Source organism: Marinobacter gudaonensis (assembly GCF_900115175.1).
Classification (GTDB): domain Bacteria; phylum Pseudomonadota; class Gammaproteobacteria; order Pseudomonadales; family Oleiphilaceae; genus Marinobacter; species Marinobacter gudaonensis.
Map to the genome: position 1 here is coordinate 1895842 of NZ_FOYV01000001.1, position 14919 is coordinate 1910760.

General features: G+C 61.6%; 13 protein-coding genes. 7 read left to right on the plus strand and 6 right to left on the minus strand.

The features are described 5' to 3' along the window. Nucleotides 1-99: 99 nt before the first annotated feature. Nucleotides 100-771 (minus strand): TetR/AcrR family transcriptional regulator, encoded by a 672-nt coding sequence (locus BM344_RS08710; protein ID WP_091988379.1) that lies wholly within the window; start codon nt 769-771, stop codon nt 100-102. Between the two features lie 186 nt (nt 772-957). Between BM344_RS08710 and BM344_RS08715 the strand changes: the two genes are divergently transcribed. From BM344_RS08715 to coaD, 4 genes are all read left to right on the plus strand, one after another. Beyond that, a complete protein-coding gene (locus BM344_RS08715) occupies nt 958-2403 on the plus strand; it encodes a coniferyl aldehyde dehydrogenase (RefSeq protein ID WP_091988382.1) in 1446 nt (481 codons plus the stop codon). A 177-nt stretch (nt 2404-2580) separates the two neighbouring features. Then, on the plus strand, nt 2581-3219 hold the full coding sequence (locus BM344_RS08720; RefSeq protein ID WP_091988385.1) for a hypothetical protein: 639 nt from the start codon (nt 2581-2583) through the stop codon (nt 3217-3219). A 27-nt stretch (nt 3220-3246) separates the two neighbouring features. Next, a complete protein-coding gene (locus tag BM344_RS08725; protein ID WP_091988388.1) occupies nt 3247-4836 on the plus strand; it encodes a GMC family oxidoreductase in 1590 nt (529 codons plus the stop codon). A 263-nt stretch (nt 4837-5099) separates the two neighbouring features. Next, a complete protein-coding gene (gene coaD, locus BM344_RS08730; protein ID WP_091988391.1) occupies nt 5100-5582 on the plus strand; it encodes a pantetheine-phosphate adenylyltransferase in 483 nt (160 codons plus the stop codon). A 52-nt stretch (nt 5583-5634) separates the two neighbouring features. Here the strand turns inward: coaD and BM344_RS08735 are convergent, their stop codons facing one another. From BM344_RS08735 to BM344_RS08755, 5 genes are all read right to left on the minus strand, one after another. Beyond that, a complete protein-coding gene (locus BM344_RS08735; protein WP_091988394.1) occupies nt 5635-6924 on the minus strand; it encodes a DUF945 family protein in 1290 nt (429 codons plus the stop codon). 26 nt (nt 6925-6950) lie between these two features. Continuing rightward, nucleotides 6951-9092, minus strand: coding sequence for a polyphosphate kinase 1 (ppk1, locus tag BM344_RS08740; RefSeq protein WP_091988398.1), 2142 nt, complete (start codon nt 9090-9092; stop codon nt 6951-6953). A 50-nt stretch (nt 9093-9142) separates the two neighbouring features. Beyond that, on the minus strand, nt 9143-10162 hold the full coding sequence (gene hemB, locus BM344_RS08745) for a porphobilinogen synthase (RefSeq protein WP_091988400.1): 1020 nt from the start codon (nt 10160-10162) through the stop codon (nt 9143-9145). 141 nt (nt 10163-10303) lie between these two features. Next, complete coding sequence (locus BM344_RS08750; RefSeq protein ID WP_091990940.1) at nt 10304-11341, minus strand: lipase secretion chaperone; 1038 nt, start codon at nt 11339-11341, stop codon at nt 10304-10306. Between the two features lie 161 nt (nt 11342-11502). Beyond that, complete coding sequence (locus BM344_RS08755) at nt 11503-11724, minus strand: hypothetical protein (protein WP_091988402.1); 222 nt, start codon at nt 11722-11724, stop codon at nt 11503-11505. Nucleotides 11725-11995: 271 nt separating this feature from the next. Between BM344_RS08755 and BM344_RS08760 the strand changes: the two genes are divergently transcribed. The 3 genes from BM344_RS08760 to BM344_RS08770 all read left to right on the plus strand — a co-directional run bounded on the left by BM344_RS08760 (nt 11996) and on the right by BM344_RS08770 (nt 14827). Then, nucleotides 11996-12628 (plus strand): TetR/AcrR family transcriptional regulator, encoded by a 633-nt coding sequence (locus tag BM344_RS08760; RefSeq protein ID WP_091988405.1) that lies wholly within the window; start codon nt 11996-11998, stop codon nt 12626-12628. A gap of 2 nt (nt 12629-12630) precedes the next feature. Beyond that, on the plus strand, nt 12631-14331 hold the full coding sequence (locus BM344_RS08765; protein WP_091988409.1) for an isovaleryl-CoA dehydrogenase: 1701 nt from the start codon (nt 12631-12633) through the stop codon (nt 14329-14331). Nucleotides 14332-14482: 151 nt separating this feature from the next. Beyond that, entirely contained in the window at nt 14483-14827 is a 345-nt protein-coding gene (locus tag BM344_RS08770; RefSeq protein WP_091988413.1) for a DUF503 domain-containing protein, read from the plus strand. Nucleotides 14828-14919 lie beyond the last annotated feature (92 nt).

Below are 14919 nucleotides of genomic sequence, written 5' to 3' on the forward strand. Positions count from 1 at the left end.
GAGACGCAAGGAATGTCCGAATTCCCAACGTCACTCCTTTGAGTCGCCCAGTCCTCAAAAGTTCCGGAAATGTTCATTTTTTGACCGTTATTTCGGTTTTCACGTACATGTTATCAATCCGGCCTCGGGCAACGACGGCCGGTATTTCTCCCTCAGAGCCAGGACCTGTGCACGATAGGCGGGAGTCAGGTAGGGCAGCTCCAGGGTCAATACCTGGTAAATGCCCTGCTTGAGCTCGGTCAGTGACAGGCTGGCCGGCTCTTCAGCAGCATGGGCGGTTTTCAGGAACGCCATCCAGTTGGTGATCACCAGCCAGACGTTCAGGGACATGGCCGAGCGCAGATCCTCCTCCTGGGGCTCAATGATCCCGGCCTCCGCCAGCTTCTCGAAAATCCGGCTGATGGCCGCCAGGCAGCGATTGGTAAATTCACGATAGTCTTCGCGCAGCCGCTGGTCGCTGTCGAGCAGATACTCAAGATCCCGGTGGAAAAAGCGGTAGCTCCACAGGCCGTCAAACACCGATTCCAGGTAGAAGGTCATGTCATCCAGTGTCATGGCCCGGTCTTCCGGAATATCCAGATAAAAATCCACCAGCTTTTCGTACTCGAGAAAGATCTCGTAGATGATGTCGGACTTGTTGCGGAAGTGGTAATAGAGGTTCCCCGGCGAAATCGCCAGGTGCGCCGCAATATGGTTGGTGGTGACATTGCGCTCGCCCCGGTCGTTGAAGAGATCGAGGCTGGCCAGGAGTATCTTGTCTCTGGTTTTCATAGAGGCTTTGGCACGTGTTGTTGTGTCGTTCACAGATGGCCCGATTCGCCACCCGGCGTTGCTTGACTCACTAGAGTATATACTCTAATAATACCGTCATACGCAAATTGCACACTTTTTCGCCAACCGGGTCGCACCCGGATCGGCCGGCGCCACCCGGAGCCGACGCCAACAGGAGAGAGCACCATGGGAGCCACCGTTGTCCAGCTCACCGAGAGCAAGAAGCAGATCCAGCACACCCACCGGGTGTTTGAAGACCAGAAAAAGGCGTTTCGCAACAACCCCATGCCCTCGTTGACCGAGCGGTTGGAAAACCTGAAGCGCCTCAAGCGGGTGCTGCTGAACAATCAGGACCGCCTGCTCGACGCCATCGATCGGGATTTCAGCTGTCGGTCCCGGGACGAGTCCCTGATTGCCGAGGTAATGCCGTCCATTCAGGGCATCAACTACACCCTGAAGAACCTGTCGGGCTGGATGAAGCCGTCAAAGCGGCACGTCTCCGTTCTGTTCCAGCCGGCCAGCAACAAGGTGCACTACCAGCCCAAGGGCGTGGTGGGCGTGATTGTGCCCTGGAACTATCCGCTGTACCTGGCGGTAGGGCCGCTGGTGGCGTCTCTGGCCGCCGGCAACCGGACCATGATCAAGATGTCGGAGTTCACCCCACACACCTCGGCCCTGTTCAAGGAGCTGATCGAGAGCAGTTTCGCCGAGGACCTGGTGTCGGTGATCACCGGTGAGGCTGATGTAGCGGCGGATTTCTCATCCCGGCCGTTCGACCATCTCCTGTTTACCGGCTCCACCTCGGTGGGCAAGCTGGTCATGCGGGCTGCATCGGAAAATCTGACGCCGGTCACCCTGGAGCTGGGTGGCAAGTCGCCGGCCATCGTGTCGCCGGACGTGCCGATGGAGGACGCCGCCCAGCGCCTCGCCTTCGGCAAGGCTTTCAACGCCGGCCAGACCTGCGTGGCACCGGATTACGTGCTGTGCCCGGCAGACCGGGTGCAGGGCTTCGTTGATGAATTCCGGAAGCAATTCTCCGAGATGTATCCAAGCCTCCGGGATAACGACGACTACACCGCCATCATCAACGAGCGCCAGTACGACCGCCTGAAGGGCTACCTGGACGACGCCAAGGCGAAAGGTGCCGAGCTGCTGGAAATCAACCCCGCGCGAGAGAACCTGAACGACGGGACCCGGAAGATTCCGCTGACCCTGGTACTGAAAACCACGCCGGACATGAAGCTGATGCAGGATGAGATCTTCGGGCCGATCCTGCCGGTGGTCAGTTACGGGAACCTGGATGAGGCTATCCACTACATCAATGACCGTCCGCGGCCGCTGGCCCTGTATTTCTTCGGCTACGACAAGAATCAGCAACAGCAGGTTGTGGATCAAACCCACTCCGGCGGCATGTGCATCAACGACTCCCTGATGCACGTAGCCCAGGATGATCTGCCGTTTGGGGGCATCGGGGATTCGGGTATGGGCCATTACCATGGCAAGGAAGGCTTCCTCACCTTCTCCCATCATCGGGCTATTTTCACCAAGCAGAAGTTCAACAGCGGCAAGTTTGTCTACGCGCCCCACGGCACGGCGGCGCACAAGATGGTTTATAAGCTGTTTATTCGCTGATACTCAGGCCTGAGAGCCTGTCCGGGGCTGGTACCCCCTTCCGAAACACGCCGTGAATACGTCCCCGTAGGCTTGAGCAAACATCCCTGGTTTGCACAGTTTCGGAAGGGGGTACCAGCCCCGGACGACCAGGCAATTGCCGTGCTTTCCATAAAACAATAAAGAGCCTAAGCCCCCATGAAGAGTTCGACCTTCACGTCCGCGGATCGGTCTAATGCGACCGATCTCGACCGCCGCAGCTTCCTGAAAACAGGCCTTGGCGGTGCCCTGTTCCTCGGCACCGTCAGTGTGACCGCCGGCCTTGGCGGATGTGCCACGCAGCCAGCCGGGCGGCTCGATGCCGTGGGTACCCGGATGGACGCCAGTTACGAATTCCAATTCCTGACCCGGGATGACATTGTGCTGTTCGAGGCCCTGCTGCCGGCCATGGTCGGGCCCGGCCTGCCGGAGCAGCCGCAAGCTCGGAAACGGGCCATTGCCGGAACCATCGAACGGATTGATGCCGGTATTCACAACTTCGGCCCTGCCAACCAGAAAGAACTGCGCCGGCTGTTCGATCTGCTCAACTTTGCGCCCACCCGGGTGACCGTTGCCCGGGTGTGGTCGAGCTGGCCCAATGTGACCACGGCGGAAGCGGATGCCTTCCTCGAACGCTGGCGCACCAGCGGCATCGGGCTGTTCAACAACGGCTACATTGCGCTGACCAAGATCACCAATGTCGCCTTCTATGGCTACCCCGATTTCTGGCATCTGTCGGGCTACCCCGGCCCTCCCCGGTATGCCGTGAACGCCCTGCCCCAATTTAAAAACGCCTGATCGCCAGCTGATCTGACGGAGCCAAGCATGTCTTTAACCGATCGTATTGCCCAGGGCCTGGCATCAGGCTGGAATGTCACCGACGGCGCCCAACTCACGGAAAACCTGACCACAGAAGCAGACGTGGTGGTTATTGGTACCGGTGCCGGCGGCGGCACCACCGCCGAGATCCTGGCCCGCAGCGGGTTGTCGGTAATCCTGGTGGAGGAAGGCCGGCTGTATTACCAGAAAGACTTCAAGATGGACGAACAATCGGCTTATGCCAGCCTGTACCAGGAAGGCATGAGCCGGGTCACCGCCGATGGCACCATTGCCATCCTGCAGGGCCGGTGCGTGGGCGGATCCACCACGGTGAACTGGACCAGCAGCTTCCGCACGCCGGCGCCAACCCTGAACCACTGGGCCGACCGGTTTGGCCTGGAAGACCTCCGCCCGGGCACTCTCGCTCCCTGGTTTGCGGGGCGCGAAGAGCGCCACAACATGGCGCCATGGCAAGTGGACCCGAACGTCAACAACGACATCCTGCGCCAGGGCTGCGAGAAGCTGGGCTACAGCTGGGAGATTATCCCGCGCAACGTCAAGGGCTGCTGGAACCTGGGCTACTGCGGTGTCGGCTGCCCGACCAATGCCAAGCAGGGCGCATTGCTGACCACCATCCCGGGCGCCCTGGACAACAACGCGCGACTGTTCCACAGCCTGCGGGCTGACCGGCTGGTGATGAAGCAGGACCGGATTGATCACCTGGAAGCCTCGGCCTTCGCCACCGACGGCGTTACGCCGACCGGTATCCGGGTGAACCTGAAAGCCAGGCACTTCGTGGTCGCCGCCAGCGCCATCGGCAGCCCGGGCCTGTTGCTGCGTTCGGACCTTCCGGACCCGCACGGTCGTGTTGGCAAGCGCTCGTTCATCCATCCGGTTAACGCCACCGTTGCCCAGATGCCACAAAAGGTTGAGCCCTACTATGGCGCGCCACAGTCGATCTATTCGGACGAATTCAACTTCCGCAACGGCGTTGACGGACCGGTAGGCTACAAACTCGAGGTACCGCCACTGCATCCGGGCATGTCCAGCGGTGTCATTCCCGGCCACGGCGAGGCCCAGCTCAACAACATGGCCGGCCTGCCCCACATGCAGTCGGTCATCGCCCTGCTCCGGGACGGCTTCCACCCCGACAGCCAGGGCGGTACCGTCTCCCTGCGGGACGACGGCAGCCCGGTGCTGGACTACCCGATCACCGACTATTTATGGACGGGCCTGCGCCAAGCCTTTCACACCATGGCCGAAATCCAGTTCGCCGCCGGCGCCGAAAAGGTCCGCCTGATGCACCTGGATTCCGACTGGTACAGCAGCTGGGCGGAAGCCAGAGCCGCCATCAACCAGCTGCCCATGGAACCCCACCGGGTGCGCCTGTTCACCGCCCACCAGATGGGCGGCTGTGCCATGGGCAGCGACCCGGCAAGGTCGGTGGTCAACAGCTTCGGCGAACACCACCACGTCGGCAATCTCAGCATCCACGACGCTTCGATCTTCCCAACCAGCATCGGCGCGAACCCCCAGCTGTCGGTGTATGCACTGGCAGCGAGAAACAGCACAAGACTGGCCCAGAGGCTCGCCTGAGCAGCCGCTCCGGGCTGATCCGCATGCGATCAATTCGGGGATGCCAGCGCAAGGCCAGAGAGCGCGGCTGGAAGGGTTGATCCGGGAATGTGAGAAGCCATGGATGGCTTCGATCAAGCGCACATGGATGTGCTCGTAGCGTTTCCCGGATCAACCCTTCCAGCTGCTCTTCCCCGAAGCTCCGGTGCTACCAGCAAAGCCCCGGACTACAGCACACCCCCCGATCCTGCTATCCTGTGATCCTGATTTATAAGGAGCTGTGCATGCCGAAAGTCATCTACCCGGGCACCTTCGACCCCATCACCAACGGCCACACCGACCTCATTGAACGGGCCGGCCGCATGTTCGATCACATCGTCGTCGCCGTCGCCTACAACCCCAAGAAACAGCCACTCCTGAACCTCGAAGAGCGCTGCGAACTGGTCCGTCAGGCCACCGCGCATATCCCCAACGTCAGCGTGACCGGCTTCAGCAACCTGCTGGCGGATTTTGTCCGGGAACAGGGTGCCACGGTCATCCTCCGGGGCCTGCGCGCCGTTTCCGACTTCGAGTACGAATTCCAGCTGGCCGACATGAACCGCCGCCTGGCCCCGGAAGTCGAGAGCCTGTTCCTGACGCCAGCCAACCACTTGTCGTACATCTCCTCCACGCTCATTCGCGAGATCGCCTCCCTCGGTGGCGACGTCTCGGAATTCGTGGATCCAGCGGTCGCCGCGGCCCTGAAGCAGAAATTCGAAAAGGCCTGAAAACAGAAAGCCCCGAATCCGGGGCTCTCTGTTCTATGAAGGATGATTGCTGCTAAAGCAGCGGTGGCAAAGGAATTTCCTCGCCATTCACATCCAGCACCAGGTCCTGCAGGTCGGCCTTCATAACCAGACGATTGCCCTGCTGCACCAACAACCCCTGCTTGATGAGAGGCGCCAGCTGAAGCTGGAGCTCCGGATACTTCTCCACCAATGCCAGAGGCAGGCTCAGGTTCAAATCGCCGGTCAGCCGCTGCATGACCATCAGCATCTCGGCTTTTTCGTCGGCGGTCAGCTCCGGGTGACGAATCTCGGCGCTGCCGGTCACCTGTCCCTCGGGCGTGGTCACCAGCAACTCGGGAAACCCGAGGCTGAAGCCGGCGGCCGCCAGGTCACGTACCGCCTCATTCACCTGCTGCATGGCCTCCATCTGCTGCTCGAACGCCTCAGGCCCCGCTCCGGAGGAGCTCATGGCCGCACTCTGCAGATCAGTAAATCCCGTCATCAGGGCATTCCAGGCCTCGACCTCGAGATCTTCCAGGGCAAACACCAGGCGTTGCGGACCGTAAGAGTCATCCGCCAGGGAGACACCCTCCACCTCGAACGCCACCCGCGAATCCAGACGCTGCCCCGAATCAACTGCCTCAGAGCGGCTGCGAACGGAAATGCGATCAAGCGTGACGGGCAGTTCCTGGGCCGCATTGAGGCTCAGGGAGTTGACGGCCATTTCACCCGAGCCGACCCATACCTCGCCGGTAAGGTGGTTCATGGTCTGCTCCACCCGGAGATCAGACAGCCGCAGATTGATATCAGGTCCCGTAAGTGCAAGCGCGGGCCAGACCAGCAAGGCATCGGCACTTGAACCGGCATCGCGGATTTCAACCCGAACGAGGCCGCCGCTGGTTGACAGCGACTCGCCGGTGTCGACGTCCACCATCTCCATTCGCGGCGCCTCGAGTTCAAACACTGCGGTACCCCAGAGCCGGGTTTCCAGGGTCAGCTGCGGCTCCTGATCAGGAAACCAGTCCTCTCCGCTCGAAGACCAGCCGCCCAGTGGCTCGAAATCCATCAGGCTGCCCGTCACACCATGGGTAACGTCGGCCTGGAAGTCGAAACGTCGCGACTCCCCGGTGTCCGGGTTGATCAGGCTGACGGTGCCGATAACTTCGGAACCCAGGATTCCCCGCTGGTAATCCCCCGTTTCCAGCCGGACAAAGGGTTGGTTGCTGTTTACTTCTTTCGTTGCCTGCTGCCACTGCTGCTGGGTGAGATACCCCACCCCCCAGGGCAGAGCTCCGGCCAGCACCAGCGCACCAGCGCCGGCAATCATCCATTTGGCATTCAAACTGCGTTCTCCGTTGGGGATTGAGGTCAGGGCTTGCTGGTCAATCGTTCAAGCAGAACCAGCTGGGAGGCCATGCGCTCTTCGCCCTCGGCTGGCTGGTTCTGGAGGTAGCTGCCGTCGGGCTGCAGCATCCAGGACTGACAGTTATCTGCCAGGTAGGTGTCCAGGTCTTCGCGTACCCTGGCGGCCAGGTCGGCGTCGTCAATCGGAAACGCAGTCTCGACACGGCTCAGAAGGTTTCTCTCCATACCATCCGCGCTGGTGCAGTAGATATCCGGCCGCCCGTTGTTGCCGAAGTAATAGACCCGGGTATGCTCCAGGAACCGGCCGATGATAGACCGAACCCGAATATTATCGGACAGGCCAGGCACTTCCGGACGAAGGCAACAGATGCCCCGGACAATCAGGTCGATTTTCACCCCCGCCTGGGACGCCTTGTACAGGGCCTTGATCAGCTGTAACTCCGTCAGGGCGTTGAACTTGAGGATGATGCGGCCTTTTTCGCCATGGCCAGCTTCACGCTCAATCAGGCTGAGCAGGCGCGAATGCAGGGTGAACGGCGAATGGAACAGCTTCTTTATCTTCAGAGCCTTTCCCATGCCGGTCAGCTGCTGGAACAACTTGTTGACGTCATCGCCTACGGACTCGTCGCACGTCATGAAACTGTAGTCGGTGTAGATACGGGCATTGCCGGCGTGATAGTTGCCGGTCCCCAGATGCACGTAGCGGCGAAGCCGGCCTTCCTCCCGGCGGACGATCAGGATCATCTTGGCGTGGGTTTTGTAGCCAACCACGCCGTACACCACAATCACCCCCGCCTCCTGCAGGCGGCTGGCCAGCTCCAGGTTCTCGGCCTCACTGAAGCGGGCCCGCAGCTCAATGACCGCCGTTACTTCCTTGCCCCGGCGTGCGGCGTCAGCCAGGGCTTCGACGATCTCGGAATCGGCACCGGTTCGGTACAGGGTCTGACGAATGGCCAGCACCTGGGGATCCTTGGCGGCCTGCCGTAACAGATCCACCACCGGACTGAAATTCTCGAAGGGGTGCAGCAGCAGGATGGGCTGTTTGCGAATGGCGTCGAACATCGACTCCTTGCTGCGGATCTGCTTTGGAATCGAGGGCGAGAAGCCCGAATAGGTCAGATCCGGCCGGTCCACCAGGCTGCCCACGGCCATCAGGCGGGTCAGGTTCACAGGGCCGTGCACCTGGTAGAGGTCCCGCTCGGTCAGGCCAAATTCCTTCAACAGGAAATGCACCAGTTCCTCAGGGCAGTTGTCGGCCACCTCAAGACGCACACCGTCACCAAAACGACGGCTGAGCAGCTCGCCACGCAGGGCCGAGGCCAGATCTTCCAGGTCATCCTCAAGCTCAAGATCGGCGTTGCGGGTCAGGCGGAACTGGTAGCAACCCTTCACCTCCATGCCCGGAAAAAGCTCGTCCGCATGGGCGTGGATCATGGAGGACAGGAACACCAGGTTGTCACCGCCGCTGCACACCTCATCCGGCAATCTTACCAGGCGGGGCAGCGAGCGTGGCGCTGGCACGATGGCCATGCCGGTTTCCCGGCCGAAAGCATCCTTGCCATCCAGCTCGACGATAAAGTTCAGGCTCTTGTTGACCAGACGAGGGAACGGGTGCGACGGGTCCAGTCCGATCGGACTGACCACCGGCAGGATCTCTTCCTCGAAATAGGTCCGCACCCACTCGGCCTGCGCGGGCGTCCACTCCCGGCGGCGCACGAAGTGGATATTCTGCTGTTCCATTTCCGGAATCAGCACGTTGTTCAGGATGTCGTACTGTTCGCGGATGTATTCGTGGGCCACCCGGCTGATTTCCGACAGCGCCTGCTCCGGCATCATGCCGTCGGCGCCCACCGTTTCCCGGCCGTACTTCATCTGCTGACGCAGGCCGGCGACCCGTATTTCGAAGAACTCGTCCATGTTGCTGCTGAAAATACAGCAGTAGATCAGGCGATTGATCAACGGATGGGTGGTATCCAGGGCCTGCTTGAGCACCCGGTAATTGAACTGGAGCTGGCTCAGCTCCCGGTTGAAGTAGTTTTCCGGGGCATCGAGATTGATCTCCTCGCCCACCGGGGGCACGTCCACCGGCGCCGGGACACTGCGCTCCTCCGTTGCCACCTGTTGCTTCGCCGTTTCCGTCGTCATGATTCCTCGATTCCAGTCAGATCGCCTTCAGTGGCGATACATACATTTCGCTACCCGCCCCGACGATCCCGCAGCAGACGGGCCGCACGCACGGCAAAATAGGTCAGGATGCCGTCGGCACCGGCCCGGCGCATGGCCATCAGACTCTCCATCATCACCGCATCGCCGTCCAGCCAGCCATTTTCGGCCGCAGCCATGTGCATGGCGTACTCGCCGCTGACCTGATAGACAAAGGTTGGCACCTGCAATTCGGTCTTCACCCGGCGCACTATGTCCAGGTACGGCATGCCCGGCTTGATCATCACCATGTCGGCGCCTTCCGCCAGATCCATGGCCACCTCGTGCAGGGCCTCGTCACCGTTGGCCGGGTCCATCTGATACGTGGCCTTGTTGCCCTTGCCCAGGTTAGCGGCGGAGCCCACGGCATCGCGGAAGGGTCCGTAGTAGGCGGAGGCATACTTGGCAGAATAGGCCAGAATACGGGTATTCACATGGCCAGCACCTTCCAGCGCCTCCCGGATGGCGGCAACCCGACCATCCATCATGTCCGACGGCGCCACCACGTCGGCACCGGCGTCCGCGTGGGACAGGGCCTGGTTCACCAGGGCCTCGACGGTAACGTCGTTGAGCACGTAGCCCTCGTTGTCGATGATGCCGTCCTGGCCGTGGGTCGTGAAAGGATCCAGGGCGACGTCGGTAATCACGCCGAGCTCCGGGAACTGTTGTTTCAGGGCACGCACTGCGCGCTGGGCCAGCCCGTCGGCATCCCAGGCGCCCGAACCTGAGAGATTCTTCTGCTCCGCCGGCACCACCGGGAACAGGGCAATCGCGGGAATGCCGAGTGCCACCAGCTCGGCAGCCTGCTCCACCAGAAGGTCAATACTCAACCGCTCTACCCCCGGCATGGACGGCACCGGCTCTCGCTGGTTTTCCCCTTCCAGCACGAAGACCGGGTAGATGAGATTATCCGCCGTAAGCTGGTTCTCGCGCACCAGCCGCCGGGAAAACTCACTGGCCCGGTTACGGCGCAGACGGGTCGCCGGGAACGCTCGGGGTATCGGATTGGGCACGAACAACCTCCTCAATGGCTGGACAGAGACTCTGATGGAAAGTGACGGCGCCACAGTGACGCCCGAGCCCCCATCATACACGGCCACGGGGGCCGGTTGCAGACTCCCGGAACAGGTTAACCGGTGATCATGACCGGATAATTACCGGATGGAATCCAGGGCCTCGGCCCGAACCTGTTCCGCTTCGTTGAAATGACGACCACGCAGTCGTTCAAGTGCATCCGCCAGTTCCGGTTCGGCCAGTCCCGACGCGAGCAACCGGTCCCGCTCCGTGGCGTAGGCCTGCCAGCGCCTGTCCCAGGCATTCTGCTCCTGTTCTACCCGGGCAAGCCGGTCGGCAGCCTCTGCGCCAAAGGCCTGTTCGCGCCAGGCCTGCAGTGCCTTTGGATCATCAGCCAGTGCCTGTCGAGCCTGCTCGTAGTCGGAGAAACGCCGGGTCTGCTCACGGGCTTCGCGCAGGTGCTCAGGCAACAGACGTTCGGCCTCGCGCTGCGCTTCACTCCGCTCAGCGGACGAGAGGGTGTCGTTGCGCGCAATCCGTCGCAGCTCAAGCTGGAACCGGTCGTTGGCTTCCTCATCGGCAAAAAAGGCGTCGACAGTATCTGCATCCAGCCAGGTCCGGCGCAACCCGTGAACCTCGGTCATCCGGCGCTGCATTTCGCCGATGTCATTGGCAGCGGCGCTGCCATAGGATTGCTCAAGCTCAGAGACCGCCAGTTTGTAATCGAGATAGGCACCCAGAACCGATCGGGCCTGGGATCGGGCGGGCTCTGGCAGGGAGTCGAGTGCCGACTCAATGCGCGCCACCAGCTGTGGCAGCGTCTCCTCGCCCAGCGCCGACAGGAAGTACTCGAACAACGCCCTCAGCTCGGCGGTCGGGATGAGATTGCCCAGGCGATCTGTCCGCGCCCAGCCATCAGGCACCGCGGTGCCCCGGAGGGACGCGGGCAGGGTCTCCGGCACCCGGAGAGCCACACCGTCACTGACCAGGGCGGATGGCTCCTTGAGACGGCCTGGCGACACCGCCGGTGGCGGTAGCGCTGGCGCCTGGACCAGTGGCTCAGAGTTTCCTGCAATCTGGTCTGGCACCGTGTCTTCGGGCGTCAGCAGCAGGCCGAACAATGCAACACCCGCACTGATCACCAGCAGGCCGACGGTCAGCCGGGTCAGGGTTTTCATGGCCACTTTTCGATTCCCGAGCCAGGAATGGATTGCACCTTGCGGTATGGGTGGCAAGGCAAACGAAATAATGCAGGAGGATAAAGCAAGGGGGCAAACGATACCGAGACCGGCATCAAAAACAGACCGGGGCACCGAGCCCCGGTCGGTCCTGCGAGCGCTCAGAGGGAGCGGTTATTAAAACCCACTTCCACCTTGCGCGGCGTATCAGAACGGAAAGAGGTATCCACTTCCTGAATTTTGCCGCCCTGGCTCAGGAATGCCTCAATGTCGGCCTGCAGCTGAGCGCGCACCCGGGCGCGACCGGCTATGGAATGGTTGTCGTCGTTGTCGCTGGTCCAGCTTCCGGACTGCTCCAGGTTGCTTTCGTCGAATTCACTCATGGTCTTTTCTCCATCAACGAAAACAGAGGGCCGAGTGCTGCACCCCCGCGGGGAAGCCCACTCCGTATCGACGGGACGCCATCGGCGACCACATCTTGGCGTCTTTATAATCCGCTTTTTCTGTCGACGCTATTTAATGGCAACGCCTTTTTTGTAAATTTTTGTAACTTACAATAAATACTTGAATTTCCTCACCGAATTCTATAATCGTCAAAGCCTGATCGAATTGACACAAAGAATGAATAATGATTCACTGCTTATAGGAGCCGGCATGGCCTATCGCGAGACCGAGAAAATGCGCCAGCGCAAGGCGCAGGCGCGCAAGCGGATTGTGGACTGCACCTACCAATGCGTTGCCGAAGGCGGGTTCCGGAGCGCACGGGTTACCCGGATTGCGGGCCTTGCCGGTGTCGCGACCGGAACCATCTACCGGCATTTCGAGTCCAGAGAAGACCTGTTTGCCGAGATTTTCCGGCTCGCCACCCAACGGGAGGTGGACAAGGTTGCCGAGGCGCTCGCCACCACTGGCAATGCCAGCGAGCGACTGGAGCGGGCCCTGCGGCAGTTTGCCGAACGGGCACTCAAGGGCCCGATGATGGCCTGGTCGCTGATCGCCGAACCGGTGGATCCGAAAGTGGAAGAGGAGCGACTGGCCTACCGCAAGGCTTACGCCAACCTGTTCGAGAAGGCAATCCGGGAGGGCATCGAAGAAGGCTGTATTCCGGATCAGGACGCACGCCAGAGCAGTACCTGCCTGGTGGGCGCCATTGCAGAAAGCCTGGTTGGCCCGCTGTCTCCGACACAGGCCCATCAGTCGGCGCGCCCGAAAGACGACAACAACGATCTGCTGGTCAATTCCATCATCCGCTTTTGCATGCAGGGGTTGACTGGCACCAGGAGGTAGCCATGAACGCACATCAACCCCGAACAGCAGGGACAGCCAGCGAGACCGACGATCGCTACCTGGCCACCACACACGAAGTACTCAACCAGCCGCCGGCGCTGGAGAATTACAACCTGTTCGAGCAGGACGTTGCGCTGCAGGAGGCTACCCTGCGGGAAGGCGCCGGCAGCGCTACGGCGGATCTGAAAGCGTTCGGTGACCTGGCCGGTGCCGCACAGACCATCGACCTTGGCTTCCGCGCCAACGCCAGCAAACCCGTCTTCAACACCCACGACCGTTTCGGGCACCGGATCGACGAGGTAGACTTCCACCCCGCGTATCACGAGCTGATGCGAATCGCCATGGAAAACGGCCTGCACAGCAGCCCCTGGACCCATCCAGGCCAGGGTGCCCACGTTGCCCGCGCAGCCAAGTATTACATGCACTCCCAGGTGGAGGCAGCCCATTGCTGCCCGGTGACCATGACCTTTGCCGCCATCCCGTCCATCCGCAAGCAGCCCGAACTGGCAGCCGACTGGGAAGCCCGGATCCTGGCCAACAGCTACGACCCTCGCAACCTGCCGGACAGCCAGAAAAGCTCGGTGACCATTGGCATGGCGATGACCGAGAAGCAGGGCGGCAGCGACGTACGTGCCAACAGCACCCGGGCCTACCCGGTGGGCGCCCAGGGCCCGGGCCAGGCCTATGAGCTGGTGGGCCACAAATGGTTTGTCTCCGCGCCCATGTGCGACGCCTTCCTGGTACTGGCCCAGGCGCCGGGTGGCCTGTCCTGCTTCCTGATGCCCCGCTGGCGTCCGGACGGCAGCAAGAACCCCTGGCAGATCCAGCGTCTGAAGAACAAGATGGGCAACGTCGCCAACGCCTCCAGCGAGGCGGAGCTGCGCGGTGCTCTGGCATGGATGGTGGGCGAGGAAGGCCGCGGCGTACCCACCATCATCGAAATGGTGGCCATGACCCGATTCGACTGCATGATCGGCAGCTCCGCTGGCATGCGCCAGGCCGTGGCCCAGGCCAGCCACCACTGCCGCCACCGCAGCGCCTTCGGCGCCCGCCTGAGCGAGCAGCCCCTGATGCAGAACGTACTGGCCGACCTGGCCCTGGAAAGCGAAGCGGCGCTGGCCTACACATTGCGCATCGCCCGCGCCCTGGACAATCAGGACAAAGAGCACGAACGCCTGCTCGCTCGCCTGGCCACACCGGTCGGCAAATACTGGATCTGCAAGCGCACTCCGAACCACGCCTACGAGGCCATGGAGTGCATTGGCGGCAGCGGCGTGATGGAAGACTGCATCATGCCCCGGCTGTTCCGGGAATCGCCGGTGAACGCGATCTGGGAGGGCAGCGGTAACGTCCAATGCCTGGACACCCTGCGTGCCCTGCAAAAGGAGCCGGAAACGCTCGACGCCTTCTTCAAGGAAGCCGCCGAAGCCCGGGGCACGGATCGACGCTTCGACCAGTTCCTGGCCCAACTGCAGCACGATTTCGCCGACATCAGCGATTTCCAGTACCGGGCCCGCAACCTGGTCGACCGCATGGCCCTGGCCCTGCAGGCCTCGCTACTGCTGCGCCATTCCGACGCCGCCGTGGCCGACGCCTTCTGCGCCTCCCGCCTGCAGTCCAATGGTGGCATGAACTACGGCAACCTGCCCTCGGGCACCAACCCGGCGGCCATTATCAAACGGGCGACGCCTGTAGTAGGCTAGAAACGACAGAATCCAACTGAGAGATCGAGAACCGGCGGGGAATCCCTTTCCAAAACCTTGCGGAGCCATGGATGGCGGAGCAGAGCCTACACGGACGTATTCACGGCGTGTTTTGGAAAGGGATTCCCCGCCGGTTCCTGCGCCCAAGCATATGTCCGAAGCACTCAGAAAACTCCTCAAAGAAGGCCAAGCGCCCCAGCAGCCCGTGATCACCCCCCATGTGGGCGTGCTCACCCTACACTTCCAGCTCTACGGCTGCGACGACCTCAAAGCCAAACGCAAAGTGTTCACCGCCCTCAAAGCTGTCTGGGGCAAAGAACCAGACCTGGCAGTGGCGGAAACCGCCGACCAGGAGGCTCTGGACTGCGCAACCTGGACCATCGCCGCCCTGGGCACCTCCTCACAGCAGATCACCCAGCGCCTCGACCAGGTGGAAAAAGCCATCGCAGAACGAGTGGATGCTGCCATACTGGACATACATCGGGAAATTCTCTGAGCAAAAACGAGCTTCGCCAGCCGGGGTAGGCCGTGTGGCGTAACCTGTCGCCACGCCGTATACTACGCCCCCTCAGGGATGCCAGTGCACCT

Excerpts from the sequence above, each read along its gene's own strand:
- BM344_RS08715 (WP_091988382.1), top strand. The coding sequence starts at position 958 with ATGGGAGCCACCGTTGTCCAGCTCACCGAGAGCAAGAAGCAGATCCAG.
- BM344_RS08725 (WP_091988388.1), top strand. The coding sequence starts at position 3,247 with ATGTCTTTAACCGATCGTATTGCCCAGGGCCTGGCATCAGGCTGGAAT.
- BM344_RS08720 (WP_091988385.1), top strand. The coding sequence starts at position 2,581 with ATGAAGAGTTCGACCTTCACGTCCGCGGATCGGTCTAATGCGACCGAT.
- BM344_RS08710 (WP_091988379.1), bottom strand. The coding sequence starts at position 771 with ATGAAAACCAGAGACAAGATACTCCTGGCCAGCCTCGATCTCTTCAAC.
- BM344_RS08770 (WP_091988413.1), top strand. The coding sequence starts at position 14,483 with ATGTCCGAAGCACTCAGAAAACTCCTCAAAGAAGGCCAAGCGCCCCAG.
- coaD (WP_091988391.1), top strand. The coding sequence starts at position 5,100 with ATGCCGAAAGTCATCTACCCGGGCACCTTCGACCCCATCACCAACGGC.
- ppk1 (WP_091988398.1), bottom strand. The coding sequence starts at position 9,092 with ATGACGACGGAAACGGCGAAGCAACAGGTGGCAACGGAGGAGCGCAGT.
- BM344_RS08765 (WP_091988409.1), top strand. The coding sequence starts at position 12,631 with ATGAACGCACATCAACCCCGAACAGCAGGGACAGCCAGCGAGACCGAC.
- BM344_RS08760 (WP_091988405.1), top strand. The coding sequence starts at position 11,996 with ATGGCCTATCGCGAGACCGAGAAAATGCGCCAGCGCAAGGCGCAGGCG.
- BM344_RS08750 (WP_091990940.1), bottom strand. The coding sequence starts at position 11,341 with ATGAAAACCCTGACCCGGCTGACCGTCGGCCTGCTGGTGATCAGTGCG.
- BM344_RS08755 (WP_091988402.1), bottom strand. The coding sequence starts at position 11,724 with ATGAGTGAATTCGACGAAAGCAACCTGGAGCAGTCCGGAAGCTGGACC.